Genomic DNA, 18100 nt, shown 5'->3' on the forward strand with positions numbered 1-18100 from the left:
CTTCTGCCGTTCCGATTGAAGGCGTGCAGGACGCGGAGGCATGCGATGCCAGCAGACAACGGGAGCTGACCGCGACGGTTGGCGTTCCACGGGAAGCCTGCCTCGCCCGTCCCACCCCCGGGCACAATGCCTGACCTCGACGAACGACCCCGGCCCCGCAAGGGCCGGGAAGGGAGATACGATGCACACGACCCCCCGCCCCCTGACCGCTGCACCGGTGGCCGCTACCGCCTTCGGCGTCGTGGCACCGCTCAACCAGGGAACAGCCCTCGGCGACGGGGTGCTCGGCCGCTGGCAGCTGCGCAACAAGGAGCGCACGATCCCGCATGGCATCGACCGGCTTGAGGCGGTCGGGAACCTCGACAACCTGCGCCGTGCAGCCGGGCAGTCGGACGCGCCGTTCCGCGGCCTGGTCTTCGCCGACAGTGACGTGTACAAGACGCTGGAGGCGATCGCCTGGGAGCTGGGACACGGCGGCGACGACGCTCTGCACCTCTTCTACGACGACACAGTCACGCTCCTTCAGGAGGCTCAGGAAGAGAGCGGGTACCTCAACTCCGCGTACCAGACAGCTGACGCGGACCGGACCCCACGCCGTGACCACGCCACGGTGCGCGAGCGCTGGACAGACTTCGCGTTCGGCCACGAACTGTACTGCGCGGGCCATCTGATCCAGGCCGCCGTGGCGTCCGCCCGTTCGCTCGGCGACGACCGCCTGCTCCAAGTGGCGACCCGCTTCGCCGACCTCATCGTGCGCGAGTTCGGGGGACCGGAGTCACCGGTGTACCCGGGCCACCCGGAGATCGAGTACGCGCTCGTCGAGCTCTACCGCCTCACGGAGAAGAAGGAGTATCTCAACACCGCTGTTGCCTTCATCGACCGGCGCGGCAGGGGATGGCTCGGCGACGGCGTCTTCGGGAAGGTCTACTACCAGGACGACACACCTGTGCGGGACACGGAGGTCATGCGCGGCCACGCCGTGCGGGCTATCTATCTCAACAGCGGTGCGGCCGACGTCTACCTGGAGACGGGCGACGCCACACTGCTCGCGGCCCTCGAGACCCAGTGGGACGACATGGTCTCCCGCCGCAGCTATGTCACAGGAGGCAGCGGATCCCGGCATCGGGACGAGGCGTTCGGCGACGCATACGAGCTGCCCAGCGACCGGGCCTACGCGGAGACCTGCGCGGGTATCGCGGCCATGCACTGGGCCTGGAGGATGTACCTGGCCACCGGGGGCGCGAAGTACGCCGACTTCTTCGAGACCGCCCTCTACAACGTGGTCGCAGACGGCCTGGCCGAATCCGGCGACGCCTTCTTCTACAGCAACCCCCTGCAGCTGCGCGCGGACCACCTCTCCGTGCAGGAGGAAGCGGCCGCCACTCGGCTGGGCTGGTACTACTGCGCCTGCTGCCCGCCGAATCTCATGCGCACGTTCGCAAGCCTTGAGGGCTATCTCGCGGGGGTGCGCGGCGACGAACTCCAGCTCGTGCAGTACACGCGCTCGCGGATCGAGGCGGAGATGGAGGGCATGCGTTGCGTGGTGGACGTGGACACGGAATACCCCGTCGACGGAAGGGTGCGGATCACCGTCATCGAGGCCACGAGAGGGTCGTACCCCGTCGGCGCTCCGGTGGGCGCGCTCGCCCTGCGTGTCCCGGGCTGGTGTTCGGGAGTGAACACCCTCGTCAACGGCTCGGCCGTCGACGTCGAACCCACCGACGGGTGGCTCCGGCTCGAGGGCGCGCTCGCGGCGGGCACCGTCGTCGTGCTCGACTTCGACCTGACGCCGCAGGTGCTGGTTCCCGATGAAAGGATCGACGCGATCCGCGGCTGCGTCGCCGCGCGGCGGGGGCCCGTCGTCTACTGTCTCGAGCAACGCGACAACACCGCCGACGTCGACCGCGCGACCCTCGACCTCGAGGAGCCCCTCGCCGAGACGGAGACCACGACTGAGCTGGGGCCGGTACTCGCGGCAGCCGGCGCGGTCAGGGAGGGCGGCACCGGTGCGCTGTATGCGCCGAGGGGAGGCACACGGCCGCCCGCGGAGCGCACGATGCTGCGTCTGCGCCCCTATGCCACGTGGGGCAACGGCGATCCGGGTGCGATGCGGGTCTGGATCCCTGTCACCCGATGAGTGCCCGGGATCTGGCGACTATGGTCATTCACGCGAGAGAAGAGCATCATGACTGACACCTCTGTCCCCGGGCAATGGGGCGAATTCAGCAGGCCGGTCCCGCAGTGGTTCGAGAAGGCGCCATTCGGCATCTTCATCCACTGGGGGGCCTACTCAGTCCCTGCCTGGGCCGAACCGATCGGAGCGCTCGGAACCATCAGCGACGGGCGGTGGTTCGCCCACAACCCCTACGCCGAGTGGTACTGCAACACCATCCGCATCGAAGGGAGTCCGGCTCAGCAGCACCACAGGGCGGTCCACGGCGGACAGGACTACGACGCCTTCCTCGACGAGTGGAAGGCAGAGCGCTTCGATCCGGACGATTGGGCCCGGCTCTTTCGCAGCGCCGGCGCCGACTATGTGATCCCGACCAGCAAACACCATGACGGAATCGCGCTCTGGGACGCCCCCGGGACGGGTACCCGAAATACCGTCCACAGGGGCCCGCGGCGCGACCTGATCGAGGACATCGGACGATCCGTCCGGCAAGAGGGGATGCGTTTCGGGGTCTACTACTCAGGGGGCCTCGACTGGCATGTGCGTCCCTTCCCGCCGCACACCACCTTCGCCAGCGTCCACGGCGCCCGTCCGCAGGACACCGAGTACGCAGCTTATGCCTACGAGCACCTCCGGGATCTCGTTGACCGCTACCGGCCCGACATCCTTTGGAACGACATCAACTGGCCGGACGGTGGAAAGCACTTCGGCGCCCACGGGCTGGGCCGGCTCTTCCAGCACTTCTACTCGGCCCAGCCGGAGGGCCTCGTCAACGACCGCTGGGGTGAGGGGACCCACCACGACTACGCCACCAGTGAGTACGAGCACATGGGCCAGAACGAGGGCGAGCCCCGCTGGGAGAACTGCCGCGGGATCGGCTTTTCCTTCGGCTACAACCAGGTCGAGGGCCCCGAGCAGTCCCTCAGCGGGCACCGGCTGGCCCAGCACCTCGTCGATGTCGTCTCCCGTGGCGGCCACTTCCTCCTGAACGTCGGGCCCAAGGCCGACGGGACGATTCCCGACATCCAGCGCCGCTCCCTGACCGAGCTTGGGCGGTGGATGGCAAAGGGGAAGGAGTACCTGGTGGGAGCGCGCCCGGTCGCGGCAGATGTCGCATCACCGTCCGATGAGCCCTGGATTCGATGGCTAGAGCGGCCGGAGGGCTTGGTCGCCTTCGTCTGTGCCAGCGAGGGCCGGACCGAAGCAGACCTCAGGGTGAGTTCCGCTCGATTCGATCTCAATGCCGCCAGGATCCCTGCCGAACAGGATGCGGCTCTTGAGAAGACCGACGGTGGTCTCACGGTGAGGTTGCCAGTGAGCGCCGTCGGGCCCGTGATCGTGACGATTCCGACGTGACGGACGAAGCAGTCTCTGAGGCGCCGCCGCGTCCGGTGTGCCGCTACAGGCCCAGGCACTCCCGCACGTCGTCCAGCACCGCGTCCAGCGCGGACCGGGCCTCGGCGCGGACCTGCGGCAGCTCGGCAGCGGATCCCACCGGCCGGATCACTTCGAGGTAGCACTTGAGCTTCGGCTCGGTGCCGCTCGGGCGGATGATCACCCGGGTCTCGTCCTTGGTCAGGTAGAGCAGGCCGTCCGTGGGCGGCAGCTGCGGGCTGCCGTGCGCCAAGTCGGTCTGCGCGTCCACCGCGGATCCGGCGAAGGCGGCCGGCGGGTGCTCCCGCAGACGGTTCATCATCGCGTCCAGCAGGCCCAGGTCCGCCACCCGGACGCTGAGCTGGTCGCTCGCGTGCAGGCCGTGCTGCAGGGCCAGGTCATCCAGGGTGTGGAACAGGGTGCGCCCCGCAGCCTTCGCCGCCGCGGCCGCCTCCGCCACCAGGAGGGCGGCGGAGATGCCGTCCTTGTCCCGGACCAGGTCCGGTGCCACGCAGTAGCCCAGGGCCTCCTCGTAGCCGTATCGAAGCCCGGGCACACGGGCAATCCACTTGAACCCTGTCAGCGTCTGCTGATGGCCGTAACCGTGCGCGGCCGCGATGCGTTCGAGCAGCCGCGAGGACACGATGGAATTCGCGAAGACGCCGTCGGCAGCGCCGTCGTCCGCGAGCCGCGCCGCGGCGTGCACGCCGAGCAGTGCGCCCACCTCGTCACCGCGCAGCATCCGCCAGGCTCCGGTCTCCGGGTCCTTCGCGGCCACCGCCGCGCGGTCGGCGTCGGGGTCGTTGGCGAGCACCAGGTCCGCGCCCGTTTCCTCGGCCGTGCGCAGCGCCAGGTCCAGGGCCCCGGGCTCCTCCGGGTTCGGGAAGCTGACGGTGGGGAAGTCGGGATCGGGCTCGGCCTGCGCGGTGACCAGGGTGACGTCGTCGAAGCCGGCGGCGGCGAGCACCTGCCGGGCGGTGCTGCCGCCGACGCCGTGCATCGGCGTGAGCACGATCTTCAGGTCCCGCGCCGGAAACTGCGCCGGTTTGGCCAGTGCGGCCACCGAGGCGATGTACTGCTGCTCCAACTCCGGACCCGGCACCGTCCAGCCCGAATCAGCGAGCTCGATCCCGGCCAGATCGGGCACCGAGTCGATCTGCGCAGCGATCTCCTCGTCGTACGGGGGCACAATCTGCGCGCCGCGGCCGCTCTCCTCGACCGCCCTGCCACCCAGGTATACCTTGTAGCCGTTGTCCTGCGGCGGGTTGTGGCTGGCGGTGACCATCACGCCGCCGTCGCACTCGAGCGCGCGGACGGCGTAGGCCAGCACCGGGGTGGGCAGGGCCGAGGGCAGCAAGAAGGTCTCCAGGCCGGCGGCGGCGAAGATGGCGGCGCTTTCGCGCGCGAAGACATCCGAGTTGTGCCGGGCGTCGTAGCCGACCACGATCCGCGGCGTGTAGTCCCCGCCGGCGCGCGCCAGCAGGAAGGCCGCCAGCCCTGCCGCGGTGCGCCGCACCACCACGCGGTTCATCCGGTTAGGGCCCGGGCCGAGGGCCGCGCGCAGGCCGGCCGTGCCGAACTGCAAGGTGCCAGCGAAGCTGTCGGCGATCTCCTGCCGGGCCGCCGCGGCGTCGGATCCGGCGCCCTTGCCGCGCTCAATCAGGTCGGTGAGCTGGGCGGCTGTCGCCGGATCGGGGTCCTCGGCGGCCCACCGGGCGGCCGTGTCGAGCAGCTGGCTAAGGTCCGTGCCGGAAAGGGTCATGGAACAAACCTATCGTCCGCAGGGGCTCGAGGAGTTTCAGATCCCGGCGATGATCTCCGCCAGCAGCCGTGAGATCCGCGGTCCCGCGGCCTGCCCCGCCTCGAGCACCTCGGCGTGGCTGAGGGGCTGTGAGCTGATGCCGGCCCCGAGGTTGGTCACCAGCGACATGCCGAAGACCTCCAGGCCGGCGTGCCGGGCGGCGATGGCTTCGAGCACGGTGGACATGCCCACCAGGTCCGCGCCGAGGGTCCGGGCCATCCGCACCTCGGCGGGCGTTTCGTAGTGCGGGCCGGGGAACTGCGCGTAGACGCCCTCGCCCAGCGTCGGGTCCACCCGGCGCGCAATGTCGCGGATGCGCGGCGAATAGAGGTCGGTCAGGTCCACGAAGGTCGCCCCTTCCAGCGGGGAGACCCCGGTGAAGTTCAGGTGGTCCTTGATCAGCACGGGGGTGCCCGGGCGGACCTCTTCGTGCGTGCTGCCGCAGCCGTTGGTGAGCACTATGGCGGTGGCCCCGCAGGCGGCGGCGGTCCGGACCCCGTGCACCACGGAGCGGACGCCGCGGCCCTCGTAGTAGTGCGTGCGGGCGCCGAGCACGAGCGCGCGTTTGCCCTCCTTGGTCAGCACCGAACGGACGGTGCCGATGTGTCCCTGCACTCCCGGGGGCGTGAAGCCGGGGATGTCGGTTGCCGGAATGCTGGCCGTCGTCTGGCCGATCAGGTCCGCGGCCGCGGCCCACCCGGAACCGAGCACCAGGGCGACGTCGTGCACGTCCACGCCGGTCTCGTTGGAGATGAACTCGGCGGCGGCTTCGGCGAGGGCGAAGGGCTCTGACATGGCGGAGGGTTCTGAAGTCACGCCAACAACCTACCCGTCTTTGGAACCTGCCGCCTCCATGGGCGAGAATTGGCTACTGTGACGAGCCAACTTGATTTCAACGCCCTCCGGATTGCTGTTCTCGGGGGTGGCCCGGGCGGCTATGAAGCGGCCATGGTCGCGGCGTCCCTCGGGGCCAAGGTCACCATCATCGAACGCGCCGGCCTGGGCGGTTCGGCAGTGCTCACCGACGTCGTCCCCTCCAAGACGCTGATCGCCACCGCGGACTCGATGACCCGCGCCGCGGAGTCCAGCGACCTCGGTGTCCGCTTCGACGTCGACGGCGACGGCGATTCCGACGCCCAGCCGACCATGCGCGCGGACCTGAAGGTCGTCAATTCCCGCCTGCTGGGCCTGGCCCGCGAACAGTCCGCGGACATCCGCGCCGGCCTTGAGCGCGTCGGGGTGGAGATCATCCTGGGCAGCGGCCGGCTGCTGGACAGCAACACGATCGAGGTCGTCACCGCCGACGGCACACGCACGGTCGACGCCGACGCCGTGCTGCTCTCCGTGGGGGCGCACCCGCGGGAACTGCCCATGGCGCGGCCGGACGGCGAACGGATCCTGAACTGGACCCAGATCTACGACCTGGATGAACTTCCCACCGACCTGATCGTCATCGGTTCCGGCGTGACCGGCGCCGAATTCGCCTCCGCGTACAACGGACTCGGGTCCAAAGTCACCCTGGTGTCCAGCCGCGACCAGGTGCTTCCCGGCTCGGACACTGACGCCGCAAAGGTCCTGGAGGAAGTCTTCGAACGCCGCGGCATGCGGGTGCTCTCGCGTTCCCGCGCCGAAGGAGTCGAGCGCACCGACGACGGAGTGCTGGTCACGCTTTCGGACGGCCGCCAGGTGGCCGGCAGCCACTGCCTGGTCTGCGTGGGATCGATTCCGAACACCCACGGCATCGGGCTGGAGGAGGCCGGGGTCGCGGTGAGCGAGTCCGGGCACATCAAAGTCGACGGCGTCTCGCGCACCACTGCGCCGAACATCTACGCGGCGGGGGACTGCACCGGAGTGCTTGCGCTCGCCTCGGTGGCGGCCATGCAGGGCCGCATCGCCATGGCCCACCTGCTGGGTGACGCCGTCAAGCCGCTGAAGCTGAACCAGGTCGCCTCGAACATCTTCACTTCCCCCGAGATTGCCTCCGTCGGCGTCTCCGAGGCGGACGTGCTGGCGGGCAAGTACCAGGGTGACATCGTCAAGCTTTCCCTGAAGACCAACGCCCGCGCCAAGATGCGCAACGTCAAGGACGGTTTCGTCAAGATCATTGCCCGCAAGGGCTCCGGCACTGTGATCGGCGGCGTCGTCGTCGGCCCCGGCGCCTCCGAACTGATCTTCCCGCTGGCCCTGGCCGTGACGCACAAGATGCACGTCGACGACGTCGCCAGCACCTTCACGGTGTACCCGTCGCTGAGCGGCTCGATCGCGGAGGCATCGAGGCGCCTGCACGTGCACAGCTGACACCTCAAGGGGTGTCCGCATTGTGAACACGTTTGTCCATTCAATGGACGGCGGGAACTAGACTGGGATCATTCATTTTCGCACCCGGGGGCTCCTGTTCGCGCGCCCCCGCCCAGGGAAAGCCGTTTGATTCATGTCTACACTTGTGTCGCCAAAGGGGGTCGACGCCGTTTCCGCAAACTCGCGGGGGCGCGTGATCGTGGCGAGCCTCATTGGCACCTCCATCGAGTTCTATGACTTCTACGTCTACGCCACCGCGGCGGTACTCGTCTTCCCCAAGCTCTTCTTCCCCGGCGCCGACGACACCACGCAGCTGCTGAGCTCGTTCGCCGTCTTCGGGGTGGCCTTCATCGCCCGCCCGCTCGGGTCGATCCTCTTCGGCCACTTCGGCGACCGCGTCGGCCGCAAGGGCACCCTCGTCTCCTCGCTGCTGACCATGGGCATCGCGACCTTCCTGATCGGCTGCCTGCCGACTGCCCAGATCTCGGGCTGGACCTTCCTCGCGCCGGCACTGCTGGTGCTGCTGCGCTTCGCCCAGGGCCTGGCCCTTGGCGGCGAGTGGAGCGGCGCGGCCCTGCTCGCCACCGAGAACGCCCCGGCGGGCAAGCGCGCCATCTACGGCACGTTCCCGCAGCTCGGTGCGCCGATCGGCTTCATCATTGCCAACCTGCTGTTCCTGCTGCTCAACGCTTCGCTCAGCGCTGCCGAGTTCGCGGCGTGGGGCTGGCGCGTGCCGTTCCTGCTCAGTGCCGTCATGGTGGCCATCGGGCTGTACGTCCGGCTCAAGCTGGTCGAAACCCCCGCCTTCCAGAAGGTCATCGACGCCGGCGAGGTCACCAAGCTCCCCGTCGGCCGTGTCTTCAAGACCAGCTGGCGCCCGCTGATCCTAGGCACCTTCATCATGCTGGCGACCTACGTGCTCTTCTACCTGATGACCACGTTCACGCTCACCTACGGGACCACACCGGCCACGGCCGGTGCCGCCGCCAAGGCTGCCGCGAAGGCCGGCAAGGCGTTCAACCCGGCGGCCTTCGTGCCGGGCCTGGGCTACAGCCGCAACGACTTCCTGATCATGCTGATCGTGGGGGTTGTGTTCTTCGGCATCTTCACCCTCGTCGCCGGCCCGCTGGCCGAGAAGTACGGCCGCCGCAAGTCGCTGCTCTGGATCACCGCGGGCATCCTGGTGTTCGGCCTGCTGTTCGTGCCGCTGTTCAGCGCAGGCGTCGTCGGCACCATGGCGCTGCTGATCATCGGGTTCACCCTGATGGGCCTGACCTTCGGTCCGATGGGGGCCCTGCTGCCGGAGCTGTTCCCGACCAACGTCCGTTACACGGGTTCGGCGGTGGCCTACAACCTCTCCAGCATCCTCGGCGCGGCCGTGGCCCCGTTCATCGCCGTCTGGCTGTGGACGCTGGCCGGCGGCAGCACCTGGCTGGTGGGCGCCTACCTGAGTGCGATGGCAGTCATCACGCTGGTGGCGCTGTTCTTCACCAAGGAGACCAAGAACCAGGACTACGTCTCGAACGTGGCCTGAGCCACTCCTTCGCCAACTCTGCCCGTTAACGGGCGGCGGACCCCGCCTCGGGCCGGTTACACCGGCTCCGGGACGGGGTCCGCGGGCATAGTTGGGGGCGCTTAGTCCTCGATCAGCACGATGGCCGCTCCGGCGGACACCGTGTCCCCGGGGTTCGCGGTCAGGCCGGTGACAGTGCCGGCCTTGTGCGCGGTGAGCGGCTGCTCCATCTTCATGGCCTCGAGCACCACGATCAGGTCCCCTTCCACCACGAGGTCCCCGTTGGCAACGGCCACCTTCACGATCGTGCCCTGCATGGGGGAGGCCAAGGCATCACCCCCGGCAGCCGCAGCGACCGCGTTGCGGCCCCGGGCCTTCTTGGCCTTCGGACCCTTCGCCCCGCCGCGGGAGAGGCCGCTGCCCAGGCCCGCGGGCAGCACGACCTCGAGCCGCTTGCCGCCGACCTCGACCGTCACCCGCTGGCGCTCGCCGTCCTCGGCGGCAGCGGCCAGGGCGCCGGCTGCGGACCAGGCCGGCAGGTCGTTGACGAAGCCCGTCTCGATCCAGCGCGTATGGATGCTGAACGGCCGGCCGTCCTCCGGGGCGAACGCCGGGTCGACGACGACGGCGCGGTGGAACGGCAGCACCGTGGGCATGCCCTCGATCTGCATCTCGGACAGGGCGCGGGAGGCGCGTTGCAGCGCCTGCTCACGGGTGGCGCCGGTGACGATCAGCTTGGCAAGCATGGAGTCGAAGTTGCCGCCCACCACCTCGCCTTCCTCGATACCGGAGTCCACGCGCACGCCGGGGCCGGAGGGAAGCTTGAGGGTCTCGACGCTGCCGGGCTGGGGCAGGAAGTTGCGTCCCGGGTCCTCGCCGTTGATGCGGAACTCGAACGAGTGGCCGCGGACTTCCGGGTCCCCGTAGCCGAGCTCCTCGCCGCGGGCCAGCCGGAACTGCTCGCGCACCAGGTCCAGGCCGGTGACTTCCTCCGAGACCGGGTGCTCCACCTGCAGGCGCGTGTTCACCTCGAGGAAGGAGATCGTGCCGTCCTGGCCGACGAGGAATTCACAGGTTCCGGCGCCCTGGTAGCGGGCTTCCTTCAGGATCGCCTTCGAGGACTCGTACAGGCGGCGGTTCTGCTCCTCAGTCAGGAAGGGCGCGGGAGCCTCCTCGACCAGCTTCTGGTTCCGGCGCTGCAGCGAGCAGTCGCGGGTGGAAACAACGACGACGTTGCCGTACGCGTCGGCGAGGCACTGGGTCTCCACGTGCCGGGGGGCGTCCAGGAAGCGTTCGATGAAGCACTCGCCGCGGCCGAAGGCGGCCGTCGCTTCACGCACCGCGGAGTCGTACAGTTCGGGGATTTCCTCCCGGGTGCGGGCCACCTTGATGCCGCGCCCGCCGCCGCCGAAGGCCGCCTTGATCGCCAGCGGCAGACCGAACTGGTCGGCGAAGTCGAGGACCTCCTGGGTGCTTTGCACCGGGTCCGCGGTGCCGGGAACGAGCGGAGCACCGACTTTTTCGGCGATGTGGCGGGCGCGGACCTTGTCGCCCAGGGCGGCGATCGAGTCGGGGGAAGGTCCGATCCAGGTCAGGCCGGCGTCGATGACCTTGGCGGCGAACTCGGCGTTCTCGGAAAGGAAGCCGTAACCGGGGTGGATGGCGTCGGCGCCGGAGCGGGCGGCGGCGTCGAGGATCTTATCCATCACCAGGTAGGACTCAGCCGCGGTGCTGCCCCCCAGCGCATAGGCCTCGTCGGCGAGGCGGACGTGCAGCGCATCCCGGTCCGGGTCGGCGTACACCGCGACGGAGGCGAGGCCCTCGTCCCGGGCGGCGCGGATGACGCGCACGGCGATCTCGCCGCGGTTGGCGATCAGGACCTTGGAGATGGTTTTGCGGGAATCGGGACTGGTCACGGAAGCTCCTTCGTATCACTTCGGAGCCTACTGCGGATGTGAGGGTTTCGCTCAGTCGAATGCTGTTTTCCGCGTGTGATGGCCCGGTTTTTTGTAGGGATGCTACAAACCGGCCGGGTCAGGCCCAGAGCGAGGTGATGTCCAGATCGATCTGGCCGAGCAGGCCGCGCAACGTGAACACGCTCAGGCCCACAACGGTGTGCGGGTCGCCGTCGACGCGGGAGATGAAGGCCCCGCCGAGCGAGTCGATGGTGAAGGATCCGGCGACCTGCAACGGCTCGCCGGTGGCGACGTAAGCGTCGATTTCGGCCGGCGTCATGGCCGCGAAATGCACGGAGGCACTGGCCACCGCCCCGATCGTGGCTCCGGTGCCGCCGCCCCGCGCGTCAATCAGCCAGTGGCCGGTGTGCAGCACACCGGCGTTGCCGCTCATCATACTGATCCGCTCGCGCGCGACCTCCGCGGTGTAGGGCTTGCCGTAGGGTTTGCCGTCGAATTCGAAGACCGAGTCGCAGCCGAGGACGAGGCTGCCCCGGGCTTCCGGCAGCGCCGCGACGGCCTCGGCCTTGGCCCGTGCCAGCAGCAAGGACATGTCGTGCGGGTCCGTGACCCCGTAGCGGGCGGTGACGGCGTCCTCGTCGACGTCGGAGACCAGGACGGTGTGGCCGATCCCGGCGTCGGTGAGGAGCTTCGTGCGGGCGGGGGAGGCGGAGGCGAGAATCAGCGATGTCACGCCTCCACCCTAGCCCCGCCCGCGCCGTGCCCGGGCGCGGACGGGGCGGCCCGGGTTCAGGCCCAGGCCTCCATCAGGGCGGACCGGATCAGGAACCGCTTGCCCTCCGGCGCTTCCACCGAGAAGCCGCTGCCCCGCCCCTGGACCACATCCACGGTCAGGTGCGTGTGGCTCCAGTAGGCGAACTGCTCCCGCGACATCCAGAACTCGATCGGCATCGGCTCCGGCGATCCCTCACCGGCGATGTCGAACAGTCCCAGCAGGACGTCGGCGTCGCCGGTGAGGAAGTCCCCGGCCGGGTAGCACATCGGCGAGGAGCCGTCGCAGCAGCCTCCGGACTGGTGGAACATCAGCGGCCCGTGCTGGTCCCAGAGCTTCCGCAGGAGCTCCACCGCGCTGTCGCTGAGGGCAACCCGGGAGAAGTCCTCGCCCGGGACCGTTGCTGCTGCCTGGATCATCGGCCGGCCCCCGTTTAGAAGAAGCCGAGCTTGGACTCGGAGTAGCTCACCAGCAGGTTCTTCGTCTGCTGGTAGTGGTCCAGCATCATGCCGTGGTTCTCGCGGCCGATGCCGGAGGACTTGTAGCCGCCGAAGGCCGCATGCGCGGGGTATGCGTGGTAATTGTTCACCCATACCCGGCCGGCCTGGATGTCGCGGCCTGCCCGGTAGGCGACGTTCCCGTTGCGGGACCAGACGCCGGCGCCGAGCCCGTAGAGGGTGTCGTTGGCCGTGTGCAGGGCCTCCGCGTAGTCGGCGAAGGTCGCCACGGACACCACCGGGCCGAAGATTTCCTCCTGGAAGATCCGCATCGAGTTCTTGCCCTCGAACACCGTCGGCTGGACGTAGAAGCCCTCGGCGAGGTCGCCGTCGAACTCCGCCCGGGCGCCGCCGGTGAGGATCCTGGCGCCTTCCTGCTTGCCGATGTCGATGTAGGAGAGGATCTTCTCCAGCTGGTCGTTGGAGGCCTGCGCACCGACCATGGTGTCCGTGTCCAAGGGGTTCCCTTGCTTGATCTGCGCGGTGCGCGCCAGTGCGTCCGCCATGAAGGAGTCGTAGATGGACTCCTGGATCAGTGCCCGCGACGGGCAGGTGCAGACCTCGCCCTGGTTCAGTGCGAACAGGTTGAAGCCCTCGAGCGCCTTGTCGTAGAAGCTGTCCTTGGCATCGGCGACGTCGGCGAAGAAGATGTTCGGGCTCTTGCCGCCCAGCTCCAGGGTCACCGGGATCAGGTTCTGGCTCGCGTACTGCATGATCAGCCGGCCGGTGGTGGTCTCGCCGGTGAAGGCGATCTTGCGGATCCGGCTGGAGGAGGCCAGCGGCTTGCCCGCTTCAACCCCGAAGCCGTTGACCACGTTGAGCACGCCGGCGGGGAGCAGGTCCCCGATGAGTTCCATCAGCACCAGGATCGAGGCCGGCGTCTGCTCGGCGGGCTTGAGCACGACGGCGTTGCCGGCCGCCAGTGCGGGGGCGAGCTTCCAGGTGGCCATCAGCAGCGGGAAGTTCCACGGGATGATCTGGCCGACGACGCCGAGCGGCTCGTGGAAGTGGTAGGCGGTGGTGTCGTCGTCGATCTGCGAGATGCCGCCCTCCTGGGCGCGGATGGCGCCGGCGAAGTAGCGGAAGTGGTCCACAGCCAGGGGCAGGTCCGCGGCGAGGGTCTCGCGGATGGGCTTGCCGTTGTCCCAGGTCTCGGCGACGGCGAGCATCTCCAGGTTCTCCTCGATCCGGTCCGCGATGCGGTTCAGGATCAGGGCGCGCTCCGCGACGGAGGTTTTGCCCCAGGCCGGGGCCGCCTTGTGCGCGGCGTCGAGCGCGAGCTCGATGTCTTCGGCGGTGCCGCGGGCGACCTCGCAGAAGGCCTTGCCGGTGACGGGAGTGACATTTTCGAAGTACTGGCCCTTAACCGGGGCCACCCATTCGCCGCCGATCCAGTTCTCGTAGCGGCTCTTGAAGGTCGCCTTCGAGTCGGGCTGGCCGGGCTGGGCGTAAACAGTCATTGTTCGTGCTCCTTCAGCATCACAGGACGTCGTCGTCCATGTCTGCATGCTAGGAGCCGCAACGTTGCATCCACGTTGCGAGCGCGCCGGGCCGCGGTCGCGTTGGCAGCCCGGACGCCGGTTAGCGGAATTTCCCTCACCTGGGTCCGGGCTCCTATCGCGGCGGTCCAGGCTGCTATCGCGGCGGTCCAGGTTGCCATCGCTGCGGCCCGGCCGTAGCGGCCTCAGCGCAGTTCGGCCTCGAGCCGTTCGAGCTCGGTGACGACGGCGACGCGGCGCGGGGACCGGGCCGGCAGCAGCCGGAGCGCCTCCCGCCAGGCCTCGGCGTCGTTCTCGGCTTCGGGCAGCTGCAGGTACTGCAGCAGCACGTCCACGCCGGCGTCGCCGACAATGGCTTCGCGCAGCTGGGCGCTGACCTTCTCGCGGTAGCGGACGACGGCGGGTGCCTCCGAGCGCGGCAACACCTCGCCGCGGTAGATGTTCAGCGCCAGCCGGTGCGCGCCGCGGCTGAGGTAGCTGAGCACCTGCTGGGCATCCACCACGAGTTCCTGCGGCAGCCGGTAGGGCCGGGAATCGGGCACCGCGGCGGCGTCGTAACGCTGGAGCAGCTTGCGCAGCCGGACCATCTCGGCCCGGACGGTCGCGACCGCGGCCTCGCCCGGATAGACCATCGCGGCGAGTTCCTCCGCGCTCAGGCCCGACGGGTTCAGCGCCAGCAGGGTCAGCAGCTCGGCATGGCGCTCGCTGAGGGCCACCGAACGGCCAGCCAGGTTCACCACGCCCTGCTCGCGGCCAAGGATCTGCAGACTGTTGCGGTACAGCCGGCGCCCCGGATCCGCGGAACGCCCGGCGGAGCGCCGGGCCGGCCTGGTACGGTCCTGCAGCCGGTGCACCCGCAGCTGCGCCTCGGCCGCCGCAACGGTCGCCTCCACCAGGGACAGGGTGTGCAGGGCGACGGCGTCCTCGGTGCCGGTGATGTCGACGACGCCGAGCACGGATCCGGAATCCGGGTCATGCAGCGGAACAGCGGTGCAGCTCCACGGGTGCACGCTGCGGCTGAAGTGCTCCGCACCTGCGATCTGCACGCTCGCGTCGAGGGCCAGTGCGGTGCCGGGCGCGCTGGTTCCCACCGCGTGTTCGGACCAGTCCGCGCCGGAAACGAAGAGCATCCCTTCGGCTTTGCGGCGCAGCGCGGCGTCCCCGTCCACCCACAGCAGCCGGCCGTTCTCGTCGCCGACCGCCACCAGCAGCCCGCTCTCGTAGCTGGGCGCCACCAACAGGCGCTGGATCACCGGCATGACAGCGGCGAGCGGATGGCTGCTGCGGTACGCCTCCAGGTCGCCGGCGTCGAACACCAAGGGGGCCACCGCCGCTTCCGGGCCCGACAAGTGCCGCAGCGACCGCTCCCAGGACTGCTTCACGACCTCGCGCAGGGCGCCGTCGGGCGTGCCGCCGGAGTCGAGGGCGTCGTGCGCCGCGAAGGCGCGGCGCTGCAGGGCAGGTGAGGTCAGGCCGCCCGGGGGCCGGAGGTGCGGTGGCGTCATACGTGTCCTCATGGCAGATGCACGGATGCAGCCCACGGACGACGTGGGCTGCATCACAGTGTAGCGGCCGGACCCCGGAGTGTCCGCAGGTGGTGATCCTAGCGGCGGCGCACCGCGCCCGCCCCGGCCATGCCGGCCGGTTCGGCCTGCTGCTGGGGAGCCGCGGGAGCCGCCAACTTGGCACCTTCGATGTCCAGATCCGGCAGCAGGCGGTCCAGCCAGCGCGGCAGCCACCAGGCGCCCTTCCCGAGCAGCCGCATGACGGCCGGGACCAGGGTCATGCGCACCACGAATGCGTCGAGCAGCACGCCGAGCGCGAGGGCGAAGCCCAGCGGCCGGATCATCGTGAGGTGGCTGAAGATGAACCCGGCGAACACGCTCACCATGATGATCGCGGCGGCGGTGACCACGCGCGCGGCGTGGCTGAAGCCGGTGCGGACCGCCAGATGCGCCTCCTGGCCGTGCACCCAGGCCTCGCGGATGCCGGAGGTGATGAACACCTGGTAGTCCATGGCGAGGCCGAACAGGATGCCGATGAGCAGGATCGGCAGGAAGCTCAGCACAGCACCCGGGTGGGGCACATCGAACACCTGGCCCAGCCAGCCCCACTGGTACACCGCCACGACGGACCCGAAGGCCGCGCCGAGCGAGAGCAGGAACCCGCCGGTGGCCAGCAGCGGCACCAGGATCGAGCGGAACACGAGCAGCAGGAGCACGAGGGAGAGCCCGACGACGATCGCCAGGTACGGCGGCAGCGCGTCCGCGAGCTTGGTGGAGACGTCCACGTTGGCCGCGGTCTGGCCGGTGAGGCCGATGGCTACTCCCGTCCCGGACTGGATCTGGGCGCCCTTGGCCCTGATGTCGTGGACCACCTGCACGGTGCTCGCGCTGGCGGGGCCGTCGGTCGGGATCACCTGGAAGACGGCGGTCCGGCGGTCGTTGCTCAGGGCGACCGGCACGGCGGCGGTCACGCCGGGAACCGAGCGCAGCTCATCCGCGACGTCGAGCTGCTTGGTCTTCGCTGCGGTGGCGTCCAGGCCTGCCGGCAGTTCCCCGACGACGACGATCGGCCCGGTCATGCCCTGGCCGAAGTACTTGCCCGTGGCGTCATAGGCCTTGAAGGCGCTGGAGTCCACGGGCTCGGAGCCGCCGTCGGGCAGCGCCAGCCGGAGCTGGGACGCCGGCAGGGCGAGCGCCCCGAGCAGCACGACGGAGGCGATGAGCGCGACCGCCGGGTGGCGGGTGACCCAGGCGCCCCAGCCGCGCTGGGCCTTGGCGAGGTCCTGGCGGGCCTCGTCCTCTTCGTGGCCCGCCCGGGCGTTCTCGGCGTCCGCCTTCGCCCAGCGGCGCTTGGAGATGATGCGGCGCCCGGCGAAACCGAGCAGGGCCGGCAGCAGGGTGATCGCGATGAGCACGGCGACGGCGACGGTCGCGGCGGCAGCGATGCCCATGACGGCGAGGAACGGCAGGCCGGGGACCACCAGGGCGGCCAGGGCGATGATGACCGTCAGGCCGGCGAAGAGCACGGCGTTGCCGGACGTGCCGGTGGCGCGGGCCACCGATTCGCGCGGATCCATCCCGTGCAGCAGCTGGGTGCGGTGCCGGTTGACGATGAAGAGCGAGTAGTCGATGCCCACGGCCAGGCCGAGCATGAGGCCGAGCATCGGGGTGGTGGAGCTCATCTGGATGACGCCGGTCAGGGCGAACGTGCCGCCCACGCCGACCGCGACGCCGGCCAGCGCCATCAGCAGCGGCAGGCCGGCGGCGACCAGGGTACCGAGCATGACGAGCAGCACGATGGCGGCCACGGCGACGCCGATGCCCTCGGAGGTGCCGAACAGGGACGAGATGTCCTGGGTGAGTTCCTTGCTGGCGTGGGCCTGCACTCCCGGGACCTGGCCGGCGAGGTCCTGCACCTGCTTGCGCAGCTCCGGCGTCAGGGCATCGGTGGACTTTGTGAACTGGATGCTCGCGATGGCGGCCTTGCCGTCGGTGGAGACGAAGCGCAGGCCCTCGGTGGCTTTGGCCTGCCGTTCCCCGAAGGCGAGGTCCGTCTTCGCCTGGGCGAGCTTGGCGGCACCTTCATCCGACTGTTTTTTGCCGGCGTCGTACTTGGCCTGTCCCGCGGCGAGCTGGGCGCGGCCGGCGTCGAGCTGCGCCTGGGCACCGGCTGTGGCCTGGCTGATCATGGCGTCGGGCACGCCTTGGGCGGCGAGGGCCTGCTTCTGGGCATCCAGACGGGCCTGCCCGTCGTCGAGCTGGGCCTTGCTGGCCGCGAGCTGCGAGGCGGCCGCGGCGAGCTGCTGCTTGCCTGCGTCCAGCTGCGCCTGGCCGGCGTCGAGCTGCTTGCGGGCGTTGGCGAGCTTGGGGGCCGCGCCGTCGAGCTGGGCCTGGGCGGCGAACGGATCCGTGACGTTCTGGACGCCGTCGAGCTTCTTGATTTTGGCGAGGGCGTCGCTGACGGCCTGCTTCTGCCCGGCCGTCATGGCGGCGTCGGGCGATTCGAAGACGATGCTGGCGCTGCCGCCAGCGGAGGAGGGCAGGTCCGCCTTGAGCTTGTCGAGCATGCGCTGCGTCTCGGTGCCGGGGATCTGGAAGGTGTTGGTCATGGCGCCGTGGAACGCGGCGGCCGAGCCGCCCACGGCGAGGATGACGACGATCCAGACGGAGAGGACGAGCCAGCGGCGGTCGTACGCGAAGCGGCCGAGGCGGTAGAGCAGGGTAGCCATGAGGTGCTTTCCGGGAGGGTTGT

Annotated in this window: 12 protein-coding genes; 4 read left to right on the forward strand and 8 right to left on the reverse strand. The window is 69.6% G+C overall.

All coding sequences use genetic code 11. From position 1 onward, the window contains the following. Window positions 1–181 precede the first annotated feature (181 nt). Both KIH31_RS07820 and KIH31_RS07825 read left to right on the forward strand, forming a co-directional pair. Window positions 182–2137 carry a glycoside hydrolase family 127 protein gene (locus KIH31_RS07820; RefSeq protein ID WP_214426528.1) on the forward strand — a complete coding sequence of 652 codons (1956 nt, stop codon included), beginning with the start codon at window positions 182–184 and terminating at the stop codon, window positions 2135–2137. A gap of 48 nt (window positions 2138–2185) precedes the next feature. Beyond that, the gene (locus KIH31_RS07825) at window positions 2186–3529 is read left to right on the forward strand and encodes an alpha-L-fucosidase (protein WP_214426529.1); all 1344 of its coding nucleotides are present in this window, start codon (window positions 2186–2188) and stop codon (window positions 3527–3529) included. 43 nt (window positions 3530–3572) lie between these two features. On the opposite strand, the gene KIH31_RS07830 is transcribed toward KIH31_RS07825, so the two are convergent. Then, window positions 3573–5309: a phospho-sugar mutase gene (locus KIH31_RS07830; RefSeq protein ID WP_214426530.1), complete on the reverse strand. Its 1737-nt coding sequence runs from the start codon at window positions 5307–5309 to the stop codon at window positions 3573–3575. A gap of 36 nt (window positions 5310–5345) precedes the next feature. Then, on the reverse strand, window positions 5346–6143 hold the full coding sequence (locus KIH31_RS07835; RefSeq protein WP_214426806.1) for a purine-nucleoside phosphorylase: 798 nt from the start codon (window positions 6141–6143) through the stop codon (window positions 5346–5348). 78 nt (window positions 6144–6221) lie between these two features. Here KIH31_RS07835 and KIH31_RS07840 point away from each other — a divergent pair, with 78 nt between their 5' ends. Together KIH31_RS07840 and KIH31_RS07845 are read left to right on the forward strand one after the other, a co-directional pair. After that, entirely contained in the window at window positions 6222–7646 is a 1425-nt protein-coding gene (locus KIH31_RS07840; protein WP_214426531.1) for an NAD(P)H-quinone dehydrogenase, read from the forward strand. Between the two features lie 133 nt (window positions 7647–7779). Beyond that, on the forward strand, window positions 7780–9180 hold the full coding sequence (locus tag KIH31_RS07845; protein ID WP_214426532.1) for an MFS transporter: 1401 nt from the start codon (window positions 7780–7782) through the stop codon (window positions 9178–9180). Between the two features lie 101 nt (window positions 9181–9281). Here the strand turns inward: KIH31_RS07845 and KIH31_RS07850 are convergent, their stop codons facing one another. The 6 genes from KIH31_RS07850 to KIH31_RS07875 form a co-directional block, all read right to left on the reverse strand. Further along, the gene (locus tag KIH31_RS07850) at window positions 9282–11075 is read right to left on the reverse strand and encodes a biotin carboxylase N-terminal domain-containing protein (protein WP_214426533.1); all 1794 of its coding nucleotides are present in this window, start codon (window positions 11073–11075) and stop codon (window positions 9282–9284) included. Between the two features lie 118 nt (window positions 11076–11193). Next, window positions 11194–11808, reverse strand: coding sequence for a nucleoside triphosphate pyrophosphatase (locus KIH31_RS07855; protein WP_214426534.1), 615 nt, complete (start codon window positions 11806–11808; stop codon window positions 11194–11196). Between the two features lie 56 nt (window positions 11809–11864). Next, window positions 11865–12266 (reverse strand): DUF779 domain-containing protein, encoded by a 402-nt coding sequence (locus KIH31_RS07860; RefSeq protein ID WP_214426535.1) that lies wholly within the window; start codon window positions 12264–12266, stop codon window positions 11865–11867. A 14-nt stretch (window positions 12267–12280) separates the two neighbouring features. Further along, window positions 12281–13804 carry an aldehyde dehydrogenase gene (adh, locus tag KIH31_RS07865; RefSeq protein ID WP_214426536.1) on the reverse strand — a complete coding sequence of 508 codons (1524 nt, stop codon included), beginning with the start codon at window positions 13802–13804 and terminating at the stop codon, window positions 12281–12283. A gap of 224 nt (window positions 13805–14028) precedes the next feature. Beyond that, a complete protein-coding gene (locus KIH31_RS07870; RefSeq protein ID WP_214426537.1) occupies window positions 14029–15348 on the reverse strand; it encodes a GAF domain-containing protein in 1320 nt (439 codons plus the stop codon). Window positions 15349–15446: 98 nt separating this feature from the next. Next, window positions 15447–18077: an MMPL family transporter gene (locus KIH31_RS07875; protein WP_214426538.1), complete on the reverse strand. Its 2631-nt coding sequence runs from the start codon at window positions 18075–18077 to the stop codon at window positions 15447–15449. Window positions 18078–18100: the final 23 nt, after the last annotated feature.

It is taken from the genome of Paenarthrobacter sp. DKR-5, from assembly GCF_018531425.1.
GTDB lineage: Bacteria > Actinomycetota > Actinomycetes > Actinomycetales > Micrococcaceae > DKR-5.